This is a genomic window from Sphingobacterium sp. MYb382, from assembly GCF_037572665.1.
Lineage (GTDB): Bacteria > Bacteroidota > Bacteroidia > Sphingobacteriales > Sphingobacteriaceae > Sphingobacterium.
Window position 1 is genome coordinate 297,712 of record NZ_JBBGZT010000012.1, and the last position, 24,435, is coordinate 322,146.

Annotated in this window: 15 protein-coding genes; 6 read left to right on the top strand and 9 right to left on the bottom strand. The window is 37.4% G+C overall.

All coding sequences use genetic code 11. The annotated features are described in order from the left end of the window. Window positions 1–3: 3 nt before the first annotated feature. From WH223_RS06410 to WH223_RS06430, 5 genes are all read right to left on the bottom strand, one after another. Window positions 4–984: a glycosyl hydrolase family 18 protein gene (locus WH223_RS06410; RefSeq protein ID WP_340046715.1), complete on the bottom strand. Its 981-nt coding sequence runs from the start codon at window positions 982–984 to the stop codon at window positions 4–6. A gap of 17 nt (window positions 985–1,001) precedes the next feature. Then, the gene (locus WH223_RS06415) at window positions 1,002–2,585 is read right to left on the bottom strand and encodes a SusD/RagB family nutrient-binding outer membrane lipoprotein (protein ID WP_340046716.1); all 1,584 of its coding nucleotides are present in this window, start codon (window positions 2,583–2,585) and stop codon (window positions 1,002–1,004) included. A 67-nt stretch (window positions 2,586–2,652) separates the two neighbouring features. Continuing rightward, window positions 2,653–6,204, bottom strand: a complete 3,552-nt coding sequence (locus WH223_RS06420) for a SusC/RagA family TonB-linked outer membrane protein (RefSeq protein ID WP_340046717.1) — start codon at window positions 6,202–6,204, stop codon at window positions 2,653–2,655. Between the two features lie 129 nt (window positions 6,205–6,333). Beyond that, window positions 6,334–7,485 carry a FecR family protein gene (locus WH223_RS06425; protein ID WP_340046718.1) on the bottom strand — a complete coding sequence of 384 codons (1,152 nt, stop codon included), beginning with the start codon at window positions 7,483–7,485 and terminating at the stop codon, window positions 6,334–6,336. A gap of 99 nt (window positions 7,486–7,584) precedes the next feature. Next, window positions 7,585–8,157, bottom strand: a complete 573-nt coding sequence (locus WH223_RS06430) for an RNA polymerase sigma-70 factor (protein WP_340046719.1) — start codon at window positions 8,155–8,157, stop codon at window positions 7,585–7,587. A 290-nt stretch (window positions 8,158–8,447) separates the two neighbouring features. On the opposite strand from WH223_RS06430, the gene WH223_RS06435 reads away from it, so the two are divergent. Together WH223_RS06435 and WH223_RS06440 are read left to right on the top strand one after the other, a co-directional pair. After that, entirely contained in the window at window positions 8,448–9,230 is a 783-nt protein-coding gene (locus WH223_RS06435) for a DUF5694 domain-containing protein (protein ID WP_340046720.1), read from the top strand. A gap of 53 nt (window positions 9,231–9,283) precedes the next feature. Next, window positions 9,284–9,826, top strand: coding sequence for a hypothetical protein (locus WH223_RS06440; protein WP_340046721.1), 543 nt, complete (start codon window positions 9,284–9,286; stop codon window positions 9,824–9,826). Between the two features lie 71 nt (window positions 9,827–9,897). Here WH223_RS06440 and WH223_RS06445 read toward each other — a convergent pair whose 3' ends face one another. The 3 genes from WH223_RS06445 to WH223_RS06455 all read right to left on the bottom strand — a co-directional run bounded on the left by WH223_RS06445 (window position 9,898) and on the right by WH223_RS06455 (window position 16,739). Continuing rightward, window positions 9,898–10,257, bottom strand: a complete 360-nt coding sequence (locus WH223_RS06445) for a hypothetical protein (protein WP_340046722.1) — start codon at window positions 10,255–10,257, stop codon at window positions 9,898–9,900. Window positions 10,258–12,236: 1,979 nt separating this feature from the next. Next, a complete protein-coding gene (locus tag WH223_RS06450; protein WP_340046723.1) occupies window positions 12,237–13,661 on the bottom strand; it encodes a SusD/RagB family nutrient-binding outer membrane lipoprotein in 1,425 nt (474 codons plus the stop codon). A gap of 24 nt (window positions 13,662–13,685) precedes the next feature. Continuing rightward, window positions 13,686–16,739, bottom strand: a complete 3,054-nt coding sequence (locus WH223_RS06455; protein ID WP_340046724.1) for a SusC/RagA family TonB-linked outer membrane protein — start codon at window positions 16,737–16,739, stop codon at window positions 13,686–13,688. A gap of 1,150 nt (window positions 16,740–17,889) precedes the next feature. Between WH223_RS06455 and WH223_RS06460 the strand changes: the two genes are divergently transcribed. After that, on the top strand, window positions 17,890–18,426 hold the full coding sequence (locus WH223_RS06460) for a hypothetical protein (protein ID WP_340046725.1): 537 nt from the start codon (window positions 17,890–17,892) through the stop codon (window positions 18,424–18,426). Between the two features lie 175 nt (window positions 18,427–18,601). Here the strand turns inward: WH223_RS06460 and WH223_RS06465 are convergent, their stop codons facing one another. Further along, window positions 18,602–18,790, bottom strand: coding sequence for a hypothetical protein (locus tag WH223_RS06465; RefSeq protein WP_340046726.1), 189 nt, complete (start codon window positions 18,788–18,790; stop codon window positions 18,602–18,604). A 447-nt stretch (window positions 18,791–19,237) separates the two neighbouring features. Here WH223_RS06465 and WH223_RS06470 point away from each other — a divergent pair, with 447 nt between their 5' ends. From WH223_RS06470 to WH223_RS06480, 3 genes are read left to right on the top strand one after another with little or no spacing between them, the layout of a single operon-like run. After that, window positions 19,238–20,101 (top strand): DUF4007 family protein, encoded by an 864-nt coding sequence (locus tag WH223_RS06470; RefSeq protein WP_340046727.1) that lies wholly within the window; start codon window positions 19,238–19,240, stop codon window positions 20,099–20,101. Then, window positions 20,091–23,306: a hypothetical protein gene (locus WH223_RS06475; protein ID WP_340046728.1), complete on the top strand. Its 3,216-nt coding sequence runs from the start codon at window positions 20,091–20,093 to the stop codon at window positions 23,304–23,306. Before WH223_RS06470 ends, WH223_RS06475 begins: the two co-directional genes overlap by 11 nt. Before the next feature lie 2 nt (window positions 23,307–23,308). Beyond that, window positions 23,309–24,427: a phosphoadenosine phosphosulfate reductase family protein gene (locus WH223_RS06480; protein ID WP_340046729.1), complete on the top strand. Its 1,119-nt coding sequence runs from the start codon at window positions 23,309–23,311 to the stop codon at window positions 24,425–24,427. Window positions 24,428–24,435 lie beyond the last annotated feature (8 nt).

Here is a 24,435-nt window from a genome sequence, read left to right on the forward strand (position 1 = left end):
GACTTATTCATTTTCACCGTACAAATTGTCCTGAATAACCTGAAGTAAAGCATGCGGAGCATCCGCATCACCAAGCAGGTGCCAGATCATTACGCCCCCAGCACCTTGCTCACGCGCATAGGTAGCCTTCTTAGCGATCGTAGCCGCACCATTATAATAAAAGGTGCCCTGCTGCGGAATACTAAGCTCATCTTTGTTTACCGCTTCTGGATATTGAGCGACAAGCGCCTTATAGGTGATATCATCCGCGATATTGGGACCGAAACCATAACCATAGAATGGTAGGCCAATAACAAGCTTCGCAGGAGCCACTTTACGTACATCACGCCAATGGGTAAAATCCTGTACCATATGATCGAAAGTAGCATGCGGTCCGCTGTTTGCTTTATTCCATGGCCCCGTATGATCGTATGACATTATATGCAATAAGTCATAACGTGCTAAAGCCTTATCACTGATCCGATTTGAAGTCCATGTTGCTACTGCGGCAGTCATTTCTTTCTTCTTAGCCTGCAACATATCGGAAAGACCCAACACGAATGATTCATAGTTCTGATCAATAAAATCTCCTTCTAAATCTACGTCTATACCATCAAGCTTATAAGTGTCTACCAACCTACCGAAACTTGCTATTAATTCAGGCTGCTTCGTTGGCTTTAAAAGGTCTTTAAGGTATTCGGGAGGAGCACCACCGGCAAAGGAAGCAAATACTTTAACCCCATGTTTATGCGCTAATTCAACGGTCTCTGCCAGTCCAGCAAGACTCGGAAAGTTGCCACTTACATCTGGGTTAATAAATGCGATATTGAGATGTGTGATCTTTGAAAAATCAATTTTCTTAGCACCATCCAATAAGGTTCTGTTAGCAAACAGATAGCCTACGACATAAGATTTATTAGCTTGCTTTTCTTCTTCCTGATTTGTCTTACCACAGGCCATGAACAATTGAAAACAACTTAAAAAAAGTACAATATATCTTTTCATTTTTTCTGTCTTTAAAATTATTGTTTATCCCACCATACACGATTTACCCACGTATCCCCGCCAGCCCCCAAAGCCACTATGGCAGGAGCAACATTAGCACGATTCTGTTCCGTTTCATTAATAGGATACTCCAAACGACGTGGAATTTTATTGGTGGTAGATTCTCCAGTGATTGATGGTGTTAGGATAGGAAATCCCGACCTGCGCCAATTGGCAAAAGCTTCTGTACCATTCATAAGCAAGGTGATCCACATTTGTTTATTTATCAATTCTATTTCACGCCCTGGGATTAAAGAGTTCCCCTGTATAAAGGTATTGATCTGTTGATCTTCGATAGTAGGCCCCGACGGATACAAGCTCAGGTGTTTCATAGAAGCACGCACGCCATTAGCAAAGTGCGTAGCCGCATTACCTCCCAAATTCACATTCCACCGTACAGCAGCTTCAGCTAAAAGAAAAGATACCTCCGCATAAGTCATGTGTAAGAATGGAGCATTATTACGAATCATGAAATTAGCCAATTGCACCTTTTGGTCATTGTTGACTGCCTCCATTGTCGTTCCATTGGATAGCTGAATTTGTATCGGGTTAAGCCATTCATCCCACACATAATCTGTGGGTTTAACACCGTTGTATCCAATTTGTGCTCTCACCGGATCGGTGATATCTATACGATCAAAAGGACGGTTAATAATATCTATATAATATCGAAAAAGATGTTGCATACGAGGATCATTGGTGCTTCGCAATTGCTCGATAAACGTGTTGTTAACGCGCGGAAGCACTTCCGATTGGGTAAATGCTGCAGAAAGACCATTCCCACGCATATCGGCATAGGTATTCTGAATATCCTCATGATTCAATAAGCAGATATCAGCATTACTTGTAAATACCCCAGCCTCATAGGCTGCTGTAGCCTCCTGACGTGCTTTTTCTGGATTGACTTTTACCAAACGCATCGCATAACGTAGACGTAAAGAGTTAGCAAATTTTTTCCATGCGTTGACGTTCCCATTGTAGAATAAATCGCCTCGTACCTGGTCTTTAGCAGGATCGAGTTGCTCGGCTGCCGCTTTCAGTTCTACAAAAAAGTTAGCGTAGATATCCTCTTGACGGTCAAACTTCGGATGGGTAATACCTCCGATATATGCTTTACCTCCTTCGGTATAGGGAATATCGCCATATAAATCGGTCAAGCGAGCGAACTCATACACCTTCATAATACGGCATATCGCATTCAGATTACTCTGCTGCGGATTGTCTTTTGTTCTTTCTACGGCCGAGACCATATCAGCAACGCCATTCCGGAAGGAATAATCCCATAAAGAAGAAAGATATAGTCTATTATAAATATACATTTGCCCCCAGCGGTTAGCCCATATACCACCAACTTGTTGAACAAGGGGCATCGTTAGACAAAGGTGTATTTTCTCATTTGTCTCCAGATCACCGGAGTAGCGCAGTTGCACATTCGTCAGCTGGAGTGCCGGATCTAAGTCACTCGACCGCGTAGGATCGGTATTAATATCGCCAAACTTGTTGCAGGACACTGTACCTAAACAACAGGCTATAAAAACAGCTATAATTGATTTTGTTTTCATTATCATAAAATTTAGGCATCGGAAGTTTCATCAAACGAAGGATGAGTAACCGATGCAGTCCAAAAACCTAAAACCTAAAGTTTAAATTCACGCCCCAACTTTTACGCGTTGGCAGTGAGCCATACTCCAATCCTTGCCCATTACCATTATTATAATTGGAATCTGGATCGATGTTAGGCACATTCTTAAACAAGATAAAAGGGTTTCTACTCACCACGCTTACTTGCATCCCTTGGATTCCCCATCGTTTAGTAAGGTTGCTTGGTATCGTATAACCGAATGTAATTTCACGCATCTTTATGTAAGAAGCATCATAGATATACGGGCGAGCCACGCCTCCATCTTGAACGATTTGCCCCCAATAGACCGATGGATCTACCGCACGTGTGTTTTCCGTAAAAACCTCATTACCATTCGCATCCACTGTGCGTATCACACCTTTAGGGACTAAACCGCGAACACGACCGGCACTAACCCAATCTTCACTCGTCATGTTTGCTGCAAGACGTTCTTCCTCCGACTGAATCCATGCATCACGTCCTTCCAACGTCGTTTCTAAGCTACCTCTACTAGCTGCAAATAGGTTGGTCATCGAGAACATATCCGCACCATACTTCACATCCATAATAAAGGAAAGACTAAAGTCCTTATAGCGCATGGAACTATTGACCCCTCCTGTCCAATCAAATATCCCTTTTCCAACCAAATTACGCTCGCTAGATTGCAATGGTAAAAGAGATACAGGATCCAAAATCAGATTTCCTTGCGGATCACGCTGCTCGTCAAAAGCCAAAATAGAACCATAAGGCGCATCTGGTTTGGCAACCACAGCAACACTCATCCAACGGGCATCCGATAGTGTCAAGAAAGGCACACCATCAGCAAGCGATTCTACCTTATTTTTATTACGAGCAAAGTTGACGCTTAAATCCCACTGAAAGTCTTCTTTCTGAATCGGCGTACTGCTCAACATAATCTCCACCCCTTGGTTGGAAACAACCCCTGCATTAATCAAACGTGTTTCAAATCCTGACGAATAAGGTATCGGCACGCGATTAATTTGATCTCTCGATTTTTGTGTATAGTAAGTAACATCCAAGCCTAAACGATTATTGAAGAATTTCAACTCTGTACCCACCTCGAAAGAGCGCGTACGTGTAGGCTTCAACTCTTTAGCGGGCAACACAGATGTTGTTGCGCCGCCATAGGCTAAACCTTTAAAAGAAAGCGGATTAATGGCATAATAAAGATCTAGAAGATAGGCTTCGGTATCTCCACCTACCTCAGCAGCAGAGGCCCTTAGCTTTCCGAAATTAAGAATACTCTTATCGATTTTGAAGGCATCAGTAAACACAAAACTTGATGATATCGAAGGATATACATAACTATTATTCGCTACAGGCAGCGTTGAAGAGGCATCACGACGCACACTAGCATCCACATAAAGGAATGATTTATAACCTACTGATAAGAGTCCGTACATCGAGTTTAAGTGCCTTGCGTAACTGGTAGGCATAATATTTTTATCGGTAAAGCTCGTTGGTGTGATAGCATCTTTAACCGTCATATTGGTAAACAACATCTGTCTACCTTTATTATTAACACGCGATATACTACCTCCCAAGCGGGCCGCCAAATGCAAATCGGGCGTTAGCTGCTTTTGTGCCGTTACAAGTACATCGGCCTCCGTTGTGATAAATTTACGATCCATCTGATCTAATGCTCCCGTAATATAGCCGGGAGTTGTCCGTGGGCTAAATTTCTCGAATTCTAGAAAAGTAATATCCGTCGAGGCTCGTCCTTGGATATTTAGCCACGAGGTAGCATTATAACTCAACTGTGCTGACCCCATAAATCGATCTTTATCGCTCTTATTGTACATCTCATTGAGTACCCAATATGGATTCAAGCGATATTGTCCGCCTCCCCATTCAATATAAGAGCCGTCTGGATTTTTATAGGTATTAGCAAACATAGATTGATCCACATTACTTGCCAAGCCAATAAAGGAGTTTCCAATATTACTTGGACTATCAGCCAAGGCAGGTCTATTTTTAACATGCTCATTTAGGTACATAGCACGAGCCTCCATACTCAACTTAGAGCCAAACTTAGACGTTCCATTAAGTGTAAAAGTATTCCGACGAAGTCCACTGGACGGGATAATATCATTTACCCGCAAATCGGCCGCTGAAAAACGGATGGATGAATTTTCATTTCCATTCGTAAACGCGAGGTTATTACTGAAAGTAGATCCTGTACGGAAAAAGCCACCAATATTGTCATTTATATAAGCATATGGGCGCTTAACACCGTCGTATGAATCGACCATAAGGTCTGGATCCAATCGTGCTCCAAAATTTTGGAACAAGGTGGTGCGTGCCTGCAACACAGAATTTGGAATATTTTGCTTCGTCCCTTGCCCATATGTACGTTGGTAACCATCATAGGTCGTCAACTGTGTTTCAAACGAAGAGGTACTATTGAAATCGATGCCTAAAGCTTGGCTTCGTGTTCCTTTTTTCGTAGTGATTAGAATAACACCATTTGCCGCACGTGTACCATACAATGCGGAAGCGGAAGGGCCTTTCAATACTGATATTTTATCGATATCATCTGGATTAATGGCAGATATCGCATCTCCCATATCGTATCCTTCTGCATATTGTCCTGACCCTGTACTTCCATAATTAGAGTTATCCATGGGTACACCATCGACCACATAAAGCGGTTGATTATTGCCTGTTACGGTAGTATTCCCTCGAATAATAACGCGAGAAGAACCTCCAGGGCCTCCTGCCGTGCTATTGATAATTAATCCAGGAACCTTACCTGCCAATGAGTTAATCACGTTTGTTTCACGCGCTTTTTTCAATCCATCACCACTGACTTCAGAAACGGCATATCCTAGCGCACGCTCTTCCCTACGAATACCGAGTGCCGTCACGACTGTTTCTTCAATTTCTGTTGCAATGATGCTCAGCGTAACCTGCGGTTGATTTTGCCCTGCTGCTACGTTTACTATTTTGGGAGCATAACCAATGAGTGAAAAACGAATTTGATCACCTACGGAAGCCTCAATTTGATAATTCCCCTGCCCATCAGTTGTGGCCGTTTTCTTGGTTTTTAAATTCGTAATGGTTACGCTTTCTAATGGTTTACGGTCGTCATCGATAACCGTACCCCGAATATTTTGTTGCAGTACCGCTGTTGCTGGTGCTACTGTATTATTATTCTTTACTGGTGGTACTTCTTTCTTTTTTAGGAGTACCGCTTTTTCTTCAATCTTGAAGGATATAGGCTGTCCTTTTAAGCAAATGGTCAACGCTTCTTCTATCGATGCGTTATCCACCTTTACTGAAATTGGTTTAACATCACGCATAAGCGTGTTGCTATATAGAAAATCATAACCACTCTGCTGACGTATCTCATTGATAATCTCTATCAAGGATGTATTCGTCCTATTTAAAGTAATTTTTTGCGCATACGAATTCGCCTGCGCTTGTACAATGGCTAAGGCAAGTAAGACGAAAGTCAATTTCATCTTAGGAAGGCTTATTCGGGAGAATAAGCTTTGCTTCCCTTGCTTAAACCACTGAGAAAGTAAGTTTTTATTCATAACTGTGTTTATAAGGCTGTACACTATTTTTGGTTCTTAGCACTCGTGCTTGGCAAGCATATCCGATTATTAGGCGTAAAGGCATTGGTTGCACCTATACAAATTGGCAATCGGTTCTTACTTTTTTCATTATTTCTCTGAAACGATAATCCTCCTTCCTTCTATTTTAAATTGTAAGTTGGAATCATATTCTAGCATCTTTAAGATGCTTCCTATATCACGATCTCTAGATATTTTACCGGAAAACGTGCTTGCAGCATCCGGTTTTGTGGTATAAACGATATCTACATTATACCAACGGCCCACTTTTGCTAAGATGCTTTCAATATTTTCATAGAACTTAAAATAACCATCTTTCCAAGCGATGGCCGCTTCGACATCTACCACAGACTTACTCATTCCGGCTTCGCCAACAAGAGCCTGTTCCCCAGGGATGAGTAACAAAGGCTTCTTACCCGTTCTAATTTCGACAGATCCTTCAATAAGTGTTGTTTTCACATTCTTCTCTTCGGGATAGGCCTCTACATTAAATTGGGTACCGAGAACGCGTACCTCCTGTCCTTTACTTTGGACGATAAAAGGTGCTTTTTCATTGCGTGTAACATCGAATAATACCTCTCCTTGAATCTTTACACGACGTTCTCCTCCACTAAACGTTGTCGGATAACTAATACGCGACGACGCATTAAGCCATGCTTTAGACTTATCTGGCAGAATCACTAACCACTTTCCTCCAACAGGAGCCTCTACCGTATGATACGCATTACGACTCCCCCCTCCTGTGCCATCAGCTTCATAAATAAGCTGTCCATCAGCCGTTTTTAGGAGCTTTGCGCCAGCAACATGAGCAATGGTCCCATCGGCACGCTCCGAAAGGTTCACCTTTGTGCCATCCGCTAAAGTTAATATAGCATAGTTCCCTCCAGGCTGTATAGCTGCCATAGCATCAGCTTCTTGTTTTGCAGGAGACTGCTGAATGATATAGGTGAAAAGTAGACCGGCTAGCAACATCGCCGCCACAGCGGCCACAGGTTTCCAACGTCGTTGTATGCGCGCATAAGGACGTTCCTCTTCTGCAATCTGTTTATTTATTTTTTTTAGAATTCGGTTTTTAAGTACAGCACGGTTCTTTGCAAAAGCAGTATCAACCAGCAGTTCCTTTTGGGTTTGCCGTTTATACCAATCATCAAAATATGCCATCTCCGCAGGCGTGATGGTATTATTTTTAATCTTGACGGCAAGTTCTGCTATGTAAGCTTTTTCCTGGTTTTCGTCTATCATAAAGGTTAAGTCTATACACTATAGTCTTTATAATGACAGGGTATACCTAGTCTACTGATACTTTTTTTTGAAATAGATGGGTAAGTAAGAAAAAAGCAACTAAAGCATGGGAATTACAGCCGTGATACTTTCTTTTATTTCCCGAAGGGCACGAACAAGGTGGTTGTTTACTGTTTTCTCTGAAATCTGAAGATCCGTAGCAATCTCTTTATGACTTTTGCCTTTATCACGGCTCATTTGATAAACGACACGGCATTTTTCAGGCAAAAGAGCTATGGTACGCTCTAATTTCATTATAAGTTCCTTCTCCAGGAGGTAGCTTTCAGCACATGGTGCGTCAGTAACCATAAACTGTATTGCTTCAGAAAGCATCTGCTTATCCTTATGCTTCTTATTCAATTGATCGATAACCTTATATTTTACGGCAACACTAAGGTAGGTGTGAATACTATGCTTTAAAACGAGGGTTTCTCGACGGGACCATAAGCTAAAAAATATATCTTGAACACATTCCTCTGCCTCTTCAACGCTATTCAAGGTTTGTGCTGCGCTGTGAAATAGTCGTTCCCAATAACGTTCATACAATGCGGTAAAAGCCCGCTTATCATGCATCCGCAGATGCTCGACAAGTAGCCCATCAGGCAATTCGTTATATTTAACTAAGCTTCTCACGGGAATAATGGTCTTAGGTTAATTAGTTTTCATAAATCTAGTAAATTCTTTCCAAAGTAAACAACTATAGCACATCTAATTCAACACTATAGCTTTGCGAAGCTACTCCTACTTATAAAGCCATAACATTATACATCATGCTTACTAAATAGTATAAAAATCTTATAGCTTTATCTTCTTACAATCGCTTTTTTCTTTAATTTAGGCGACGAAAAAGACTTTTTTGACTTGCCTGTAAAAATCGCTTTTATTCGTATTTCAAGACATTTATTTGTCTAAAAAATTATATAATGAAAAGAACATTACTTATCCTAAGCCTCTTTATTTCGGGCAACATCTTTGCTCAAAAAGTGAAAGTACTAAATTTCGCCACCTTTCATATGGCTTATACGCCAGATGCACATAAAGTGGAGTTTGACGAAAAGGACGAAAAAAATAAAGCAGAAACGTACGCCATAGCAAAGATGCTCGCAGATTTCAAACCTACCGTAATCTGTGTGGAGGTTACACCGAATAAATCGCAACAGTTGAATGATGATTATACGAACTTCTTAAACGACAAAAATTACAAACCTAAATTCGGTGGAGAGGTTGCTTTAATTGCCTATGAAATCGGTAAAATTGCGGGAGTAAAACATATCTACGCCATCGACGAACAAGAGACGGCTGCCTACAACTACAATATCGGCAATGAACTAGAAAACCCTGTGGATAGCGTCATCGCAAAAAAATATACAGCTGGCGTTTTAAAAGATTTCACGCAACTTCAACAGCTTTCTACGGTAGACAAATTGAAATTTTACAATCTAAGTGAAACGTTCACAAAGCTTATCAATGTTAACGCGGATATATTAACTTACAACAGCACGAAAGGTAACTTTGAGGGTGCTGATGAGGCTAGCAAGTTTTATAGAAGAAACTTACGTATATATTCTAACTTAAATCAAATTCCTGTAAAGGCTGACGATCGTATTTTCATCATTATGGGGGGTACACACACTGCTTTTCTAAATGAATTTCTGAAAAGAAGTCCTAAATATGAATTGGTAAATACAGCGGATTACCTAAAATAGGAACGACCAGCCTTTCGCATATGGCTGCATTAAACATGCTAGTAACAAACTTTATGAAGCAACAACTAAAAAACTATAGCATTCAATTTATCAAGGAGATTATCCCTGTGGTTGCAGGTATCTTAATTGCGTTATTTATAGATAACTGGAATGCTCAACGAAAAGACGCTGCTTATATCGAGCAGGTTTTTTCATCCATCAATAGCGAGTTGGGCGAAACAAAAAATGCAATCAAAGAGAATGTTCCTGAGCAGCAAGCATTAATTGATGCGCTAGCTAACAAGAATGCCACTATCGCGGATATTATCCGTAAATCTGGGGGGATAAATATTCCCTCGATAAAGTTAAGCACATGGAAGGCTGTCTCAAATGCTAAGATTGATTTGGTTAGCTACAAGAAGATGACTTCTTTATCTACGATTGAAGAGCATAAAGAACTGCTAAAAAGTAAAACGGAATACCTAATGGGCTTCTTATATTCTAATCTCTATGAAACGGATAGTAATAAGAAAGAATTATTAAAATTACTTCTCCAATATATTATTCAAACGGAAAAAACGACTCTTCGATATATCGAAGAATTTGAGAAGGAATAACCGATGCATATTAACGGAATGATTTGCGGAGAATAACTGATATATTCTCCGCAAATCATTCTTCTTAGCACTTAGTTTTGCTCTGCCTTTTTAAAATCTGGCGTCCCCACAACGCCTCCCAAGTTGTTTACCTGTATCTTATACGGAAATCCAAAACGACTTCTGCACCAGTCTTTATCGAGCTCTTTTAGTTTATCATCTACAAACCGCAACTTGTAGATGCTGGTATTATCTGTAGCTGTATATCCTAAGACGACGACTCCCTCACGGACGGAGATTATTTGATAGCTATCGCCCATAATTGAGATTACCTTTTTCATCTTCATCCCTATGCGCACTTTTTTCACACTTGTGTCTATATCTTTTATCTCCTTAGCAAAAGATGCTACTGTACTCATGCAAATCATTAATAACAAAATGAACTTTTTCATGTCTTTAATTTTTTAGTAATACCTAAACGTTTATGTTAAGACATCTTAACCGATACTATCCCTTGTTTTACTAGGGATATATTTGAATGTCTTTCTAATACTGGGATAAATATCGCTAGGTAATGGCTTGTATAGAATTCCTTTTGACGGTTGGTCGTTTGACTTTGATAGGTGGATGGTTTAGGAGATTTTCTTGTTGTAAACGGGTATCATTCTCCCTTGTGTCTTGCTGTCCTTCGACAGGCTCAGGATGACAAGTCGAAGCATCGTGCTAGAAAATCTTATTTGCACTATCTATCGTCCTCGTTTGTAACGAGGATGCCTGAGGATAGCGTTTGCAACGCTAATTTTGGACTTTTTGTTAATTACAGCGCGTGTCCTTAGCCAGGACGAGGCTTCACTCTTTTCCTTGATGAAAAGGGTGGCAAAAATCAAGGCTGGCATACGCTGCTATCTTCGCTTGCAAATTCCGGAACAAAACTAACTCGCTCCGCTCAAACAGAGTTTTCTTCTTGCGGAATTTACTGCGCTTCGATTTACGCAGCAGATGCCTAGGCCTTTTTTCTAGCAACTGCAAGTCATTTATGTTTTGCAACACATCTTTCTTTTGTACTTCCTCTATCCTATTTGTCATGCTGAGCTTGTCGAAGCATCGTGTTAGGAAATCTTATTTGCACTATCTATCGTCCTCGTTTGTAACGAGGATGCTGGAGGATAGCGTTTGCAACGCTCATAAGGTCTTTTTCTTAATTATAGTGCGTGTCCTTAGCCAGGACGGGGCTTCACCCTTTTCCTTGATGAAAAGGGTGGCAAAAATCAAGGCTGGCATACGCTGCTATCTTCGCTTGTAAATTCCGGAACAAAACTAACTCGCTCCGCTCAAACAGAGTTTTCTTCTTGCGGAATTTACTGCGCTTCGATTTACGCAGCAGATGCCTAGGCCTTCCTTCTAGCAACTGCAAGTCTTTTTGTTTTGCAACACATCTTTCTTTTGTACTTCCTCTATCCTATTTGTCATGCTGAGCTTGTCGAAGCATTGCGTTAGAGAATCTTATTTGCACTGTCTATCGTCCTCGCTTGTAACGAGGATGCCGGAGGATAGCGTTTGCAACGCTTATTGAAGTCTTTTTCTTAATTATATTCCGTGTCCTTAACCAGGACGGGGCTTCACTCTTTTCCTTGATGAAAAGGGTGGCAAAAATCAAGGCTGGTATACGCTGCTATCTTCGCTTGCAAATTCCGGAACAAAACTAACTCGCTGCGCTCAAACAGAGTTTTCTTCTTCCGGAATTTCCTACGCTTCGATTTACGCAGCAGATGCCTAGGCCTTCTTCTTAGCAAAGCAAGTCATTTATGTTTTGCAGTACATTTTCAATTTGCAGTCCTCTTTCTTATTTGTCATACTGTCCTTCGACAGGCTCAGGATGACAAGCCGAAGCATCATTCTCCATTTGTCATGCTGAGTTTGTCGAAGCATCACGTTAGAGAATCTTATTTGCACTATCTATCGTCCTCGTTTGAAACGAGGATGCTGGAGAATAGCGTTTGCAACGCTTATTGAAGGCTTTTGCTCAATTTTAGCGCGTGTCCTTAGCCAGGACGAGGCTTCACACTTTTCCTTGATGAAAAGGGTGGCAAAAATCAAGGCTGGCATACGCTGCTATCTTCGCTTGCAAATTCCGGAACAAAACTAACTCGCTCCGCTCAAACAGAGTTTTCTTCTTGCGGAATTTCCTGCGCTTCGATTTACGCAGCAGATGCCTAGGCCTTCTTCTTAGCAAAGCAAATCTTTTTGTTTTGCAGTACATATTCAATTTGTCATGCTGTCCTTCGACAGGCTCTGGATAACAAGTCGAAGCATCATTTTCCTTTTATCTTGTGGCATACTACTTCAGTAACCACATTAACTGATTTATATCATCTACACCATTAAACTGTCTTAAAACAGCGGCGTCTACATTTTATGTGTTATAATTAAATTAATTAGCGGAATAACGCCACCGCACCGGAACTTTTGTTGGTGCTTCAGAATTTAAACTTGACGCTTCATTTATCTTCCATTTTGGATATCCTGTCCGCCTATAATCGTAATAGGTATTAAATGATGAATGCAAAAAACTTGCTAGGTACTTTTGTGTAACAACCTCCTCTAGCTGTTTTTCGACTCCAGCAGGCAAAGTCATAGCGCTTACATAATTATCTACATAGGCTTTGTCCAATGGCATCCCATGGTGATACTGTATATCATTGGGTGTATTTGCATAAATAAATTCCATAGAAGCGCGCGTTCCTTTCTGACACCAATCTAAAGCAGACTCATTTACCCAACCACGCACTGCGGCTTCGGCTATTATAAAGCAAAATTGGGCGTAAGCTAATTTTTGCGTAGGCTCCCCTGTTGCTATTTCCGTATATCTGTTATTAAGCCTAGAGTAATCATTGGTATTTTTAATATCTAAGATATTATCATAGATTAAGGAAGGATCAATGCCTACATAAGCTTCAAAATCTGACTGTGTGCTACCATTTTTCAACCGTACAGGTGAAGGATGTGCATAGTAGAAAACACGTCGGTCTCTCCTATCTTTTAAACGATCAACAACTTCTGAGGATAATATTGGATAAATCGTAAAGCTATTGCCCACTTTATAGAAGGGATATTGTTGCCCATTTTTATCTGCATGTGTAAGTTGGTAACTATCCGAATTGGATGTAAAGACTGGTTTATTCGTTACTATTTTTTGAAAACGATCTTTAATATTCAGGTCTATATCGCTTTCTTTCTTACTAACCTGAAGTAACACATGCAAGGTATAGCTATTAACCAATTGACGCCACTTCTGAATATTACCGCCATAAATAGGATCTCCTTCAAATTGATCGCCCTCAGAAAAAGCATTATCAGCAAGTTCCAGTTCCCTTAGTATCCCAAGTAACACTTCTTTCTGCGTATCATACTTAGGGAAATACAGTTTTTCCTCCTCTCCTTTAAGGGCATCATGATATGGAATATCGCCTAAATCCATCGTTGCTTCAAAAAATTTAACTGCACGGGCAAAATACATTAACCCTTCATATGATTTAGCTAATTTTTCTGACGTTGCAAACTTCGGCATAAAATGGGCGTCATTAATAGACGTGAAGCTTAACGAAACTGATCCAAAACCATTATACTGATAACTTTCAACGAACTCTGTCCATACAATATTTTTGTTTAACATGTAAGGTTGAAGGAATCCTTTTTGAGTAGGCTGCTTCGTTAAATTCAAAATGATTCTTGTTGCAATCATTGGAGACGTAACCTTGTTAGTAGCCTCCTGGTCTGTATTTATATTATCAAAATTAGAACAGGCGGTGCCTATTCCAACGAGTATAAATAGAACGTATATATATATTCTTTTCATGGTAATCGAGATTAGTAAAATTGATTAAAAGCTTAAACTCAAATTGAATCCCACATAGCGCATTGATGGAGAATTTAAATCATCTGAGCCTACATCAGGGTCTGAAAACCGATATTCCTTAGTCCATAAAAACAAGTTTTGCCCTGTAACACCAATTGCGGCTCTTTTCACCCTTAAACGACCAAGGATATGGTCAGGCAAATTGTAGCTTAAGGATACTTCTCTAAGTTTTATAAAGGTTTCATCCCAAATATTCCGAGTGCCAGAATATGCTCTTTTCCAGTAACTCTCATACGACACAATGGTCTCATTGGGTGCAAAAACACGATCATCATTCAATATTTGTCCATATTTATCATAACTAACGTTACCTGAGATAATTTTAACACCAGAACCAATGAACGTACGATTACCGTTAACAACTTCTTCATAACGCTCCTTACTGTCCGCATCAGGATGTGCACCAGTTTGCCATAAACGGGCATTCATATTGGAATAAGAAAGCCCTTTAATGCGTCCATCAAAACTTAAAGACAAGCTAAAATCTTTGTACCGAAATTGGTTCGTAAAACCCCAAAACCATTTAGGTGCTGTATAACCGAACAACCTCGATGCATGGATTGCACTAACAGGCATACCGGCAGCATTATGAATAATCTGACCATCTGGAGTACGCTCCCAGTCGCGCGTAACATAGGCATCAGTTCTTTTCCCAACTTTAACGTGTAAAGCATCCGCTGAATACGCTGGATCCAGCTTATGATAGTAGGACAAGTTTTGAGATAAATTTACCATCACATCCCACTGAAAATCCTTTTTTTTCAAAGCCGCACCTCCTAAAGTAATTTCATGACCTTTCGTCATCGTTTGCTCTCCCGTATTAATTAATCGAGATTCAAACCCCGTTGCCGATGAAATAGCAGCGTAAGTAGTCACATTATGTAATAATCTATAATAGCGTGTATAATTACCATATACCCGATTATTAAATAAGGAAACATCGACCCCAAATTCTGTCAGGTTTCGCTGGGTGGGCGATATAGAAAAATCTTTAATTGCATCAGGGTAGGAAGCAGTAGACATACCATCCCAGACATTGGAACTAACATTAAAATTCTGAACAATCTCGTAAGGACTGGGAACAGACTTCGTAACGGCCCAGGAGCCTCTAGCCTTCAACATGGACAACCAAGTAGGTTTGTACTTCTCAAATAAATCATAAAAAACGACGCTACTCGAAACAGAAGGGTAAAAGTAGGATTGGTTTTCTTTTGGCAATGTAGACGACCAGTCATTACGCCCTGTTGCTTCTATGAAAATAGCATTCCTCCATCCAATCGATACCCGTGCATAGGCACTGTTTACCATTTCCTTGTTTTTGCTTTCATACCCAGCAATAGGGTCTACAGAATTTCGTAGTGAATAAAATCCTGGAATAGATAAGCCATTTACCGTAGAAGCCGCAATCACGTTATCCCTTCTATAGAAAATGGCTCCACCAGCTAAACCGTCAACCTTAAAATCTCCCCATTCTTTATTCGCCGTAAAAATTAAATCGTTGGTTGTCCCAAATCCATCCTTTTTATCTGTCCAGTATTTACCTCTATTATGAAAGCCGCTATAACCACCCCGCGTGCCATAAATGCCCATTGGGTTAGTCTGCTGACGCGTATTACCGTAGTAATCATAACCACTTCTAAGCATGATTTTCCCCCAGTCTGCGACCTGATAATTTAAGGTAACCGCTGCATTTACCTTATTTACGAGCTCAGAACTCAACTTCTCGTAAGCCGTCAAATACGGGTTGTCATACCAAGCTTTGTAATGCCAATTTTGGCTTACATCTTTTTCAAGCCAATAATCCTTATACTGCGTAAGATCATACTCTGGTCCTGTCCACACTAAAATATTATAGATATAGCCTTGATCATTATAGCCTGCACCAAAGTCATTGGGGGCATAACGTCTATTATACCCAAAGCGACTCTCCAAACTTATTTTATCCGATATTTTAGTCTCTCCAGATACAGCGATATTCGTCATATTAAGTCTCGTATTTGGATACTGTCCCTTATTATAAATATGACTAATAGAAGTCCGAATACTACCGTTCTCCCCTTGATTGGTAAAACTAACAGCGTTGTTAGAAATAAAGCCTGGCTCCAAAAAGTTCTTAAAATTGTTCTTACCCTTTGAGGTAAGTTCACTTTCTTCCATTTGTTTGGTCAATGGATTCCATTGCGAATAGATTCTACCTATATCCAATTTATCTCCCCACACTTCGTCATCCGTATTGTACCTTCCGCCGTAGCCTGCAGAATAGGAAGATTGTACTTTTGGCAAAGCCAAATAACCGGAGAAAAACATATTGTTTGAATTCACGGATATATCAACTCCCTTCTGCTCCAAACCTTTCTTAGTGCTTATCATGATTGCGCCACCGGCTCCCATACTCCCGTAAAGGGCTGTAGCCGTCGCTCCTTTCAAAACAGTTACGTTCTCAATATTATCAACCGGAACATCCCGCAGATTCATATTTTCGTAAGCAACCCCATCGATAACCAAAATAGGTGTCATCCCTCTTAATTGTATGGAAGGAGACCGATTAAACTCCGTACTATTCATCACACGAAGTCCCGAAATACGCCCAGTTAAGGTTGTTCCCACATCGACACCTTTAACTTTTGCCAACTGATCGCCCTTGATATCTTGTACAGCATAGCCTAAAGCCTTTTGCTCCCGCTTAATCCCTAAGGCGGTTACCACGACTTCATCTAAGACGCTTACAAGTGGATTTAAGACGATATTAAACAGTTGCTGCTGATTAACATTTTGCTCTACAACCTGATAACCTACGATGGTGAATGTCAAAATAGACGCCGTATGGCTAACGGTAATGTTAAATTTCCCATCCCCATCGGTTACAGTACCGTTCTGTGTACCTTTTTCGTGCACAGAAACACCCTGCAATGGTAATCCTGCCGGGTCGGATACCACACCATTCAAAACCGTTTGTCCTACACTATAGCTGCTAAAGAAACTAAGCAAGCCTATTAGTAAAATAAATCTTTTCCTCATGTCTGATCAATTAAAGGATGAACATTATTTCTATCTAATAGATTGGGGGTTGTATGCATGTGATTCCGCCCGAATGTATGAATACACCTGCCGGTCGGAGAACTGCACCACGGAAATAGCTGCTGCACAGCCACAGCTCGCTCTTGCGCGAATACCGCCGAGAGAGGTAAACCAAATTTGGCAACAACATGTAGTATCGTGGCCGATACCTCTTGTAAAATTGCTTTTGTAGCTAAAAGGCAAACAGAATAGTTTGTCTTAGGGTTAATGTTTCGCCATAGCGGTGCTAAGGCATACAAATCTGTCATAATTTTGAAGTTTAATGGTTTGTAGTAAAAAATACGCTTATCGCTAAAGCTCCCCTTTACAAGTTGGTTATACGTGTAAAGATCAACCTTAAAACAAATGCTGCACGACCGAATTCACGCAATAGATCCTGATTCCATGAAAATGATAACGCAGAATATAAATCGTCTTAAAAAGAGAACCGACCACGATTATTGCGAAGCGATAGGGGCAATAAAGCTTCATACTTGGAGGAGCAAGAAAAGTTTGCTATTTTTAAGCTGCTTAAGAATAAAAAAACAAACTAAATCGATGACCTTTCTGTGTTTCAGCTATTGCATAAAAGCTTGCACAATAAGGTGGTCGGTAGGGATACGAGGTCAATGCGGCTTTTATAATTACGAGATTATTCAAACCTTACAAATCGGAAAAATGTTTACCGTATTTTCCTCTCCCCTTTTTTCAGTTAGATGATATCTTGATGTTAGGTAGCTATTTTTAGTTTAATGTTTAGATGAAAACGTTGATGTGGAGCATTCCTTTTTATGCTTGGATTGTCCTGCACCTATGCTTTAACCGCAGTTTTCATATAGCCAATTACGCTAATCCTAGATTAGTGCATTATGAAATGTATTGCTCCGTGTATAGTTTATCTTCATTTTTTTAAAACGGAATGAATACGTATAAAACAGCCTAAACGGTATATTTCTGTTATGCAAAGGGCTGTAAAATGAGGAGGAGTCTTTTATCGAAAGGAAATCGTCTTTAAAGATAGCTAATTATCTTTTTTATAATGGATTAATCAAATGTAATAAAATGGTTCCACAAAAACAAATAAAACAAAAGGAACCCACAACTATAAATCATGCTTGATAACGAATATACTAAAATAGATTTAGATAATTTTTCTGCTTACGTGGTTTCTAGGAAAGTATTACTTGGTTTATCTAACGAAAAATTGGCTAAAAAAGTTAATATCTCCAAAGGTGAAATAAGTAAGATAATTACTAAGAAACGCAAAGGTGTTTCTCTTCACTCTTTTTATCTTATTGCTGTTAATACTGGTGATACTATAGAGAATGCTAGAGATTCTGTTTACGCTCATCGTAACTTTAATCTAACACAAATCAAAGCCGATAAAAAGGATATGAGCTCGATAAACAAATTTGGTTCATATATGAAGGAAAACTTTGAGACAGATAGCGTAGAATATATACCCGGAAAAAATTCACTTGAAATAATCAGTATGAAGACTGGGATTACTGAAAAAAGATTAAAAGATATGTATTTCAAAACCGGAGCACCAGAACCTTATGAGTTCCTGCTTATCGAAAAAGCTGTAGGGAAAAAGCCTGGCGAAATGATGAAAGACTACATAAAAAAGCACCCAAATAATGAATAATACTTGAGTAACTCGTCAAATCATGTAGAAAATGGGAATTATAGATGATATACGATAGAAAGAAACAGCCGCCGAAAATTTATCACTTAGCTTTGATCGAAGGCAAAATTTACAATGATAGTTTGTCGTTAAAGTATAAATAAGGAATACTTAATAAGCAAACAACCTTTCCCTCCTATCGCATTTTAAAATTAAATGTGATAACTCCGGTTTGCGAATCTGGTGCATTCTGAAGTGCATTTACTTTAGCTGCCAATACTGCACGTTCGCATTTTTCCAGTAAAGTTCTACTCGAAATGGTAGTCCCTTTTACGCCAGCTCGTGCATAAGTAACCTGTCCTTGACGACCAACCTTAAACACCAAATAACCAAGATGTTAAACAACAAAAAACTACAACAAAGGTATATATATAATCTACAGGAAATACAAATTAAATATAATTAATTATTTTAATTACCAAACACATATTATCACGATAAATTACTAATTCACTAGCACTTCCATCAAATTTTGATAAACTGCGAACTATGAGACAACATGATTACAAAATTCAAAAAAAATAATCAAAAAACTAATAAAATATATTTTAGTTACTGTCAAACACGATTTATAGTAACTAAAATGACTAAATTCAATAATTTAATAACTTCTATCCTCAGATAGAGGATAATTTAATTTATACAATCTACTGTATTAATTTCAACATATAATATTCTAATGGATGAAATCATCCATTTATTTTATATCTTCGTTCAAAGTATCAATGGAGACATTTGTCCATTGATATGTAATTTATTATTTCATAAAAAAATGAGCTTAAGATTTTCAGGACATGACACCTTTCATTGTAAACAACAGTGGCTATTGAAAGGAATTAGATTAATCGAAGAAGAAGGAAACACAGCTTTTAATAACACATCAGAAGCAATTAAAATCTTAGGAGTTGGTAAAAATATGGTTTCTTCTGTTAAATATTGGCTTGAATCATTTCATATCACTAACAATCATAAAATATCGGAAATAGGAAAATTTCTTTTAGGTCAAAATGGTTTTGATCCATATCTAGAAGATGAAGGTACACTTTGGCTTTTACAATTTCATTTATGTCATTCTCAATATGCAAGCATTTTCAATCTTATATTCTGTAAATACTTCAATGACAAAGTGACTCACGAATTCACTGAAGAAAAGGTTATAAATTTCTTAACTAAACATATTGAAGACAACAACCTTAAAACAATAAGTTCCAATACGTTATCTACAGATTTCAAAGTATTTACTAGATCTTATGTTTCTTCTATTAGAGAAAGTAAAACATTAGAAGACGATTTCAACTCGCCACTTTTAGAGCTTAATCTAATTGAAAAATCGGACAACAATCCATTTAAAATAAACAAAACGAACAGGAATATACCTCCATATATTTTTGCTTATTCAGTATTATTAATAAGTGAAAGTAAAAACTCTAGAAGTTTAAGTTTTAGACTATTACAGGAAACCATTGGGAATTATTTTTGCTTAAGCAATGATAGTCTAGAAGAACACATTCATAAATTGAATACCATATCATCACTATTTGTTTATAACGAAGACGCTGGAACTGCAAATATTCAGATTAAAGATTATGATGAAAACAACAAAGTAAACTTATTAAGAAGACATTATGAAAACTAGAAATATATCTACAAATATTTTAAGAGACGAAAATAAAGAACTCAACTATATCGTTACAAAGAATTCTGTAGAGATTTTCAATAGTATTTTTCATTCTAAAAATAAATCTTCAAAATCATTCACAATCATTGGAAATTATGGAACGGGTAAATCTACTTTTCTTTGGGCAACCGAAAAAAATCTTCGTGCTGAAAAGCCCTATTTTTCTTCAGATATCGAGAATAAAAATGGTTATGATTTCATAAAATTAATAGGTGAAAACACTCCTATTAGCAAAAGTTTTTCAAAGCTACTTGATACCGAAAACACTCATCAGTCAATTATTGATGCTTTGGAAGAAATATACGCTCAATCTCAAAAGAAGAACAAAAATTTAATTTTAATTATTGATGAATTTGGTAAATTTCTGGAATACATAAACAAAACAGGTAATTCGGAAGACTTATATCTGATTCAATTAATTGCTGAATGGGCTAATGATGAAGCAAAAAAAATAAATTTCATTATCACTTTACACCAAGACTTTTCTGAGTATAGTAACAACTTAAGTAACATTGAAAAAAGAGAATGGGAGAAAGTAAAAGGAAGGTTCAAAGAACTTTTATTTAATGAACCTATTGAACAACTTATTTATTTTGCTAGTAAAACATTAGGTGGATTAAAATTTGAAAAACTTAGCACGGAAAATCACACACAATTAAGTTCTTTGTTAAAAACAACAAAATTATTTACTGTTAATAACGATATTTTTGATGATTTAGTCGATTCTATATATCCTTTAGACTGGCTATCCATCAACGTATTAGTTAATAGTTTACAACGTTATGGACAAAATGAAAGATCCCTATTTTCCTTCTTATCTGATTTAGAAGGCAATGGGCTAATATCAGAAAAAAATTATTCTGTAGATCAGGTTTTCGATTATATCGTAAAAAATCTCTCAGGCGAAATCAACAACTACAAAAACCCTCATCGTGTACAATGGCAAATTACTTTTAGGGCTTTTGATCGTGCTGAATTAATTTTTGATGATAAAGAAAAGTATACCATAGCTTCTCAAGTTATCAAATGTATCTGTTTACTTACTATTTTTGGAAAACCAGATTCAGTTCTAGATGAAAAAGTATTAAGTCAATATCTAAGTCTAACTTATCATTACTCAATTAAAGATATTAGTAATGTTATCGAACAGTTAACGAATGCCCGTATAATTCGCTTTTATAGACACAGCCAAAAAATAAATTTTCTAGAAGGAACCGATTTAGATATTGATCAGGAATTAGCAAATGTTTCTAAAGAAATCAATCTAGATTTCAGCCTTGAGGAAGAAGTTAATTCATTGATAAAATTCCCTATTCTCTCTGCAAAAAGGTATTCTTACGAAAAAGGAACCCCACGATATTTTGAGTTCAGAATTTTAAATAACATTAATGATATTAGCACAGCAACAGGCTCAATTGATGGATATATTAATTTGATTTTTGATGAAAAAATAAATATCAAAAAAATCAATCCGGTCTCGAAAAATATTGGAGCCAACTTATTTGTACTTTATAAAAACACGCAAAATATTCATCAGACTATATTCAATATCCATAAGTTAAAATACATATTTGATACAAGAAAAGATGATGAAGTTGCTAAAAAAATTATCGACAATGAGATCAAGCATTATGAAAAGCAGTTAGAACATTATATTCTACACGATTTATTTATTGAGAATAATGAAAACCAATGGGTATTCAACGGAGAGGAAATAACAATTTATAATAAAAAGCAGCTAAATATACAGTTATCTACTATATGTGAGATTGTATACAAAAACGAACCTACTTATAAAAATGAGTTGGTAAATAGAGAGTTTATTAGTTCTCAGGTTTCCACAGCACGTAAAAGATTATTTACACAACTTTTAAACCATAGTTCGGAAGCCAATATAGGATTTGAAAACGACAAATTTCCACCAGAAAAAGCTATTTATATTTCTCTATTTGAGGATAAAGGAATACATCGATTCAATGATAAATTGGGATATTATGAATTTGGCACACCTGCAGAAACGACATGGTTACCACTATGGAATGAATGCGAAGGATTTCTAAATAGTACTGTATCTTCTAGAAGAAAGCTTTCGGAATTATATACAATCTTAGGTGAAGCCCCATATAAGCTTAAAAAAGGCTTTTTAGATCTCTGGGTATTAGCATATTTAATCTTGAAAAAAGAAAATTATGCCTTATTCCATGAAGCAAATGGCTTCATTCCTTATATTGACGAAGATATTTTGGATTTAATCTATAAAAGCCCATCTCACTACTCAATTAAAAGCTATAGAATTGAAGGGTTAAAGCTTAATCTTTTAGAAAGTTATAAAGAGCTTTTACAAGTAAATAATGAATCATTAGGAATAAAATCTTCGTTCTTAACAGTCTATGGAAACTTTTTACGTTTTTACAATTCATTAAATGAATACAGCAAAAAAACGAAATCAATTAGTGGAAAAGCTATCAACTTTAGAGAGGCCATTCATAATGCTAAGGATCCTGAAGATGCCTTATTCAATTTATTCCCTAATGCATTAGGATTCAACAATGTTGATTTTGAACAAAATGAAGAGGATTTCAATACCTATATCTTCCATATCCAGGATGCAATTAGAGAGATTCGAACAGCTTATGATCAACTATTAAATCGTATTGAAGAACAAATACTAAATAGTCTTGAGTGTGAGAACACAGAGTTTAAACATTATAAATTAGAAATTGTTGAAAGATTACATTCGATAAAACCAGAACTATTAGGTAAAGAAAATGCTATCTTCTATAGAAGATTAATATCTCCAATTGATGATAGAGAGTCTTGGTTAAAATCTGTTGCTGATGTTGCTTTAGGAAGACCTATTGATAAAATGTTAGATAGTGAAGAAATTATTCTGATGAATAATGTCTCAACATATTCGAGGAAACTATTTGAAGTTTCTGAACTGCATGAATTCAAGTCTGACTTGAATCGAAAAATGGTTTCATTAACTTTTCTCGATGTAAATGGTGAAGAAAAAGAAAACAAGCTTATTTTAGATGATACATTTGAAAGTGAAATTGCTAAACCCAAAAATGAAGTATTAGACATCATTGCTAAATTAGGCGAAAAACAACGTAAACAATTGTTATTTCAATTGTTAAATGAGGAATTAATCAATAATTAGAGATGTCAGAAGTAAAACACGTTTTAGGAATTTCCGGAGGAAAAGACAGCGCTGCTTTGGCGATATATATGAGTCAAAAACATGCTGAAATTGATATTGACTATTATACTTGTGATACAGGAAAAGAACTTACAGAAACATATGATTTAATCAGTAAGTTAAATTCTGTTTTAGGAAAGGACATTAGTCTTTATAAGTCGATTGATGAAGTAAATTCACCAATGAAAAATCCTTTTGACCATTTCTTAGCAATGTACGGTGGATACCTTCCATCGGCAACAGCAAGATGGTGCACTAATAAAATGAAGTTAGAGCCATTTGAACAACATATTGGTGATGAACCTACTATTTCCTATGTTGGGATTAGAGGTGATGAAAATCGTGACGGTTACATCTCTAAACGCGAGAATATCCAAACTATTTTTCCATTTAGAAGAAATATTTGGAGTGAGGATGTTATCAAAAAATTTTTAAATAACGCTAACATTGATTTTATCAAAAATGAATATTCAAAATTGAATCCGGACAATATAGATTTAATTTTGAAGTATGTTCAACAACCAATCTCGATGAGGTATACACAAAAACAGAAACACAATGCTTTACTAGATACTAATGTAAAGCTATTTAATAGAGTTGTTTTTGAATGGTTAAAAGGAACAGATTATCCCGTTGGAAAATTAGAGTCTTTTTCTCTAATAGATAATGATGATAATCTTGTTATTGATGATATCTTTCAATTATTAGAGGATTCTGGTGTTGGAATTCCTGCTTATTATAAACCTATTGAATATAGTGTAGAAATTGATGGAGAAATTAAGAAAGGAACCTATTCCCGTAGTCGCTCAGGATGTTTTTTCTGCTTCTACCAACAAAAAATTGAATGGGTTTGGTTGTTAGAGCAACATCCTCAACTCTTTGAAGAGGCAATAGCTTATGAAAAGGAAGGCTACACATGGATGGAAGAAAATCTAGAGGATCTACGAAGAGTAGAACGTGTAAGCGCTATTAAAAAAGATCATTATATCAAAACGCACCGCCAAAAAGAAAAAGCCGGATTATCTTGGCAAGACCAAATTATGCAAGCGGAAGGTGATGGTTGCGCAAGTTGTTTTATATAAAAGAGCAA

Bases quoted from the DNA above. Each gene is read 5' to 3' on its own strand.
- WH223_RS06410 (WP_340046715.1), bottom strand. From the start codon at position 984: ATGAAAAGATATATTGTACTTTTTTTAAGTTGTTTTCAATTGTTCATG.
- WH223_RS06415 (WP_340046716.1), bottom strand. From the start codon at position 2,585: ATGAAAACAAAATCAATTATAGCTGTTTTTATAGCCTGTTGTTTAGGT.
- WH223_RS06420 (WP_340046717.1), bottom strand. From the start codon at position 6,204: ATGAATAAAAACTTACTTTCTCAGTGGTTTAAGCAAGGGAAGCAAAGC.
- WH223_RS06425 (WP_340046718.1), bottom strand. From the start codon at position 7,485: ATGATAGACGAAAACCAGGAAAAAGCTTACATAGCAGAACTTGCCGTC.
- WH223_RS06435 (WP_340046720.1), top strand. From the start codon at position 8,448: ATGAAAAGAACATTACTTATCCTAAGCCTCTTTATTTCGGGCAACATC.
- WH223_RS06440 (WP_340046721.1), top strand. From the start codon at position 9,284: ATGAAGCAACAACTAAAAAACTATAGCATTCAATTTATCAAGGAGATT.
- WH223_RS06445 (WP_340046722.1), bottom strand. From the start codon at position 10,257: ATGAAAAAGTTCATTTTGTTATTAATGATTTGCATGAGTACAGTAGCA.
- WH223_RS06450 (WP_340046723.1), bottom strand. From the start codon at position 13,661: ATGAAAAGAATATATATATACGTTCTATTTATACTCGTTGGAATAGGC.
- WH223_RS06455 (WP_340046724.1), bottom strand. From the start codon at position 16,739: ATGAGGAAAAGATTTATTTTACTAATAGGCTTGCTTAGTTTCTTTAGC.
- WH223_RS06460 (WP_340046725.1), top strand. From the start codon at position 17,890: ATGCTTGATAACGAATATACTAAAATAGATTTAGATAATTTTTCTGCT.
- WH223_RS06470 (WP_340046727.1), top strand. From the start codon at position 19,238: ATGAGCTTAAGATTTTCAGGACATGACACCTTTCATTGTAAACAACAG.
- WH223_RS06475 (WP_340046728.1), top strand. From the start codon at position 20,091: ATGAAAACTAGAAATATATCTACAAATATTTTAAGAGACGAAAATAAA.
- WH223_RS06480 (WP_340046729.1), top strand. From the start codon at position 23,309: ATGTCAGAAGTAAAACACGTTTTAGGAATTTCCGGAGGAAAAGACAGC.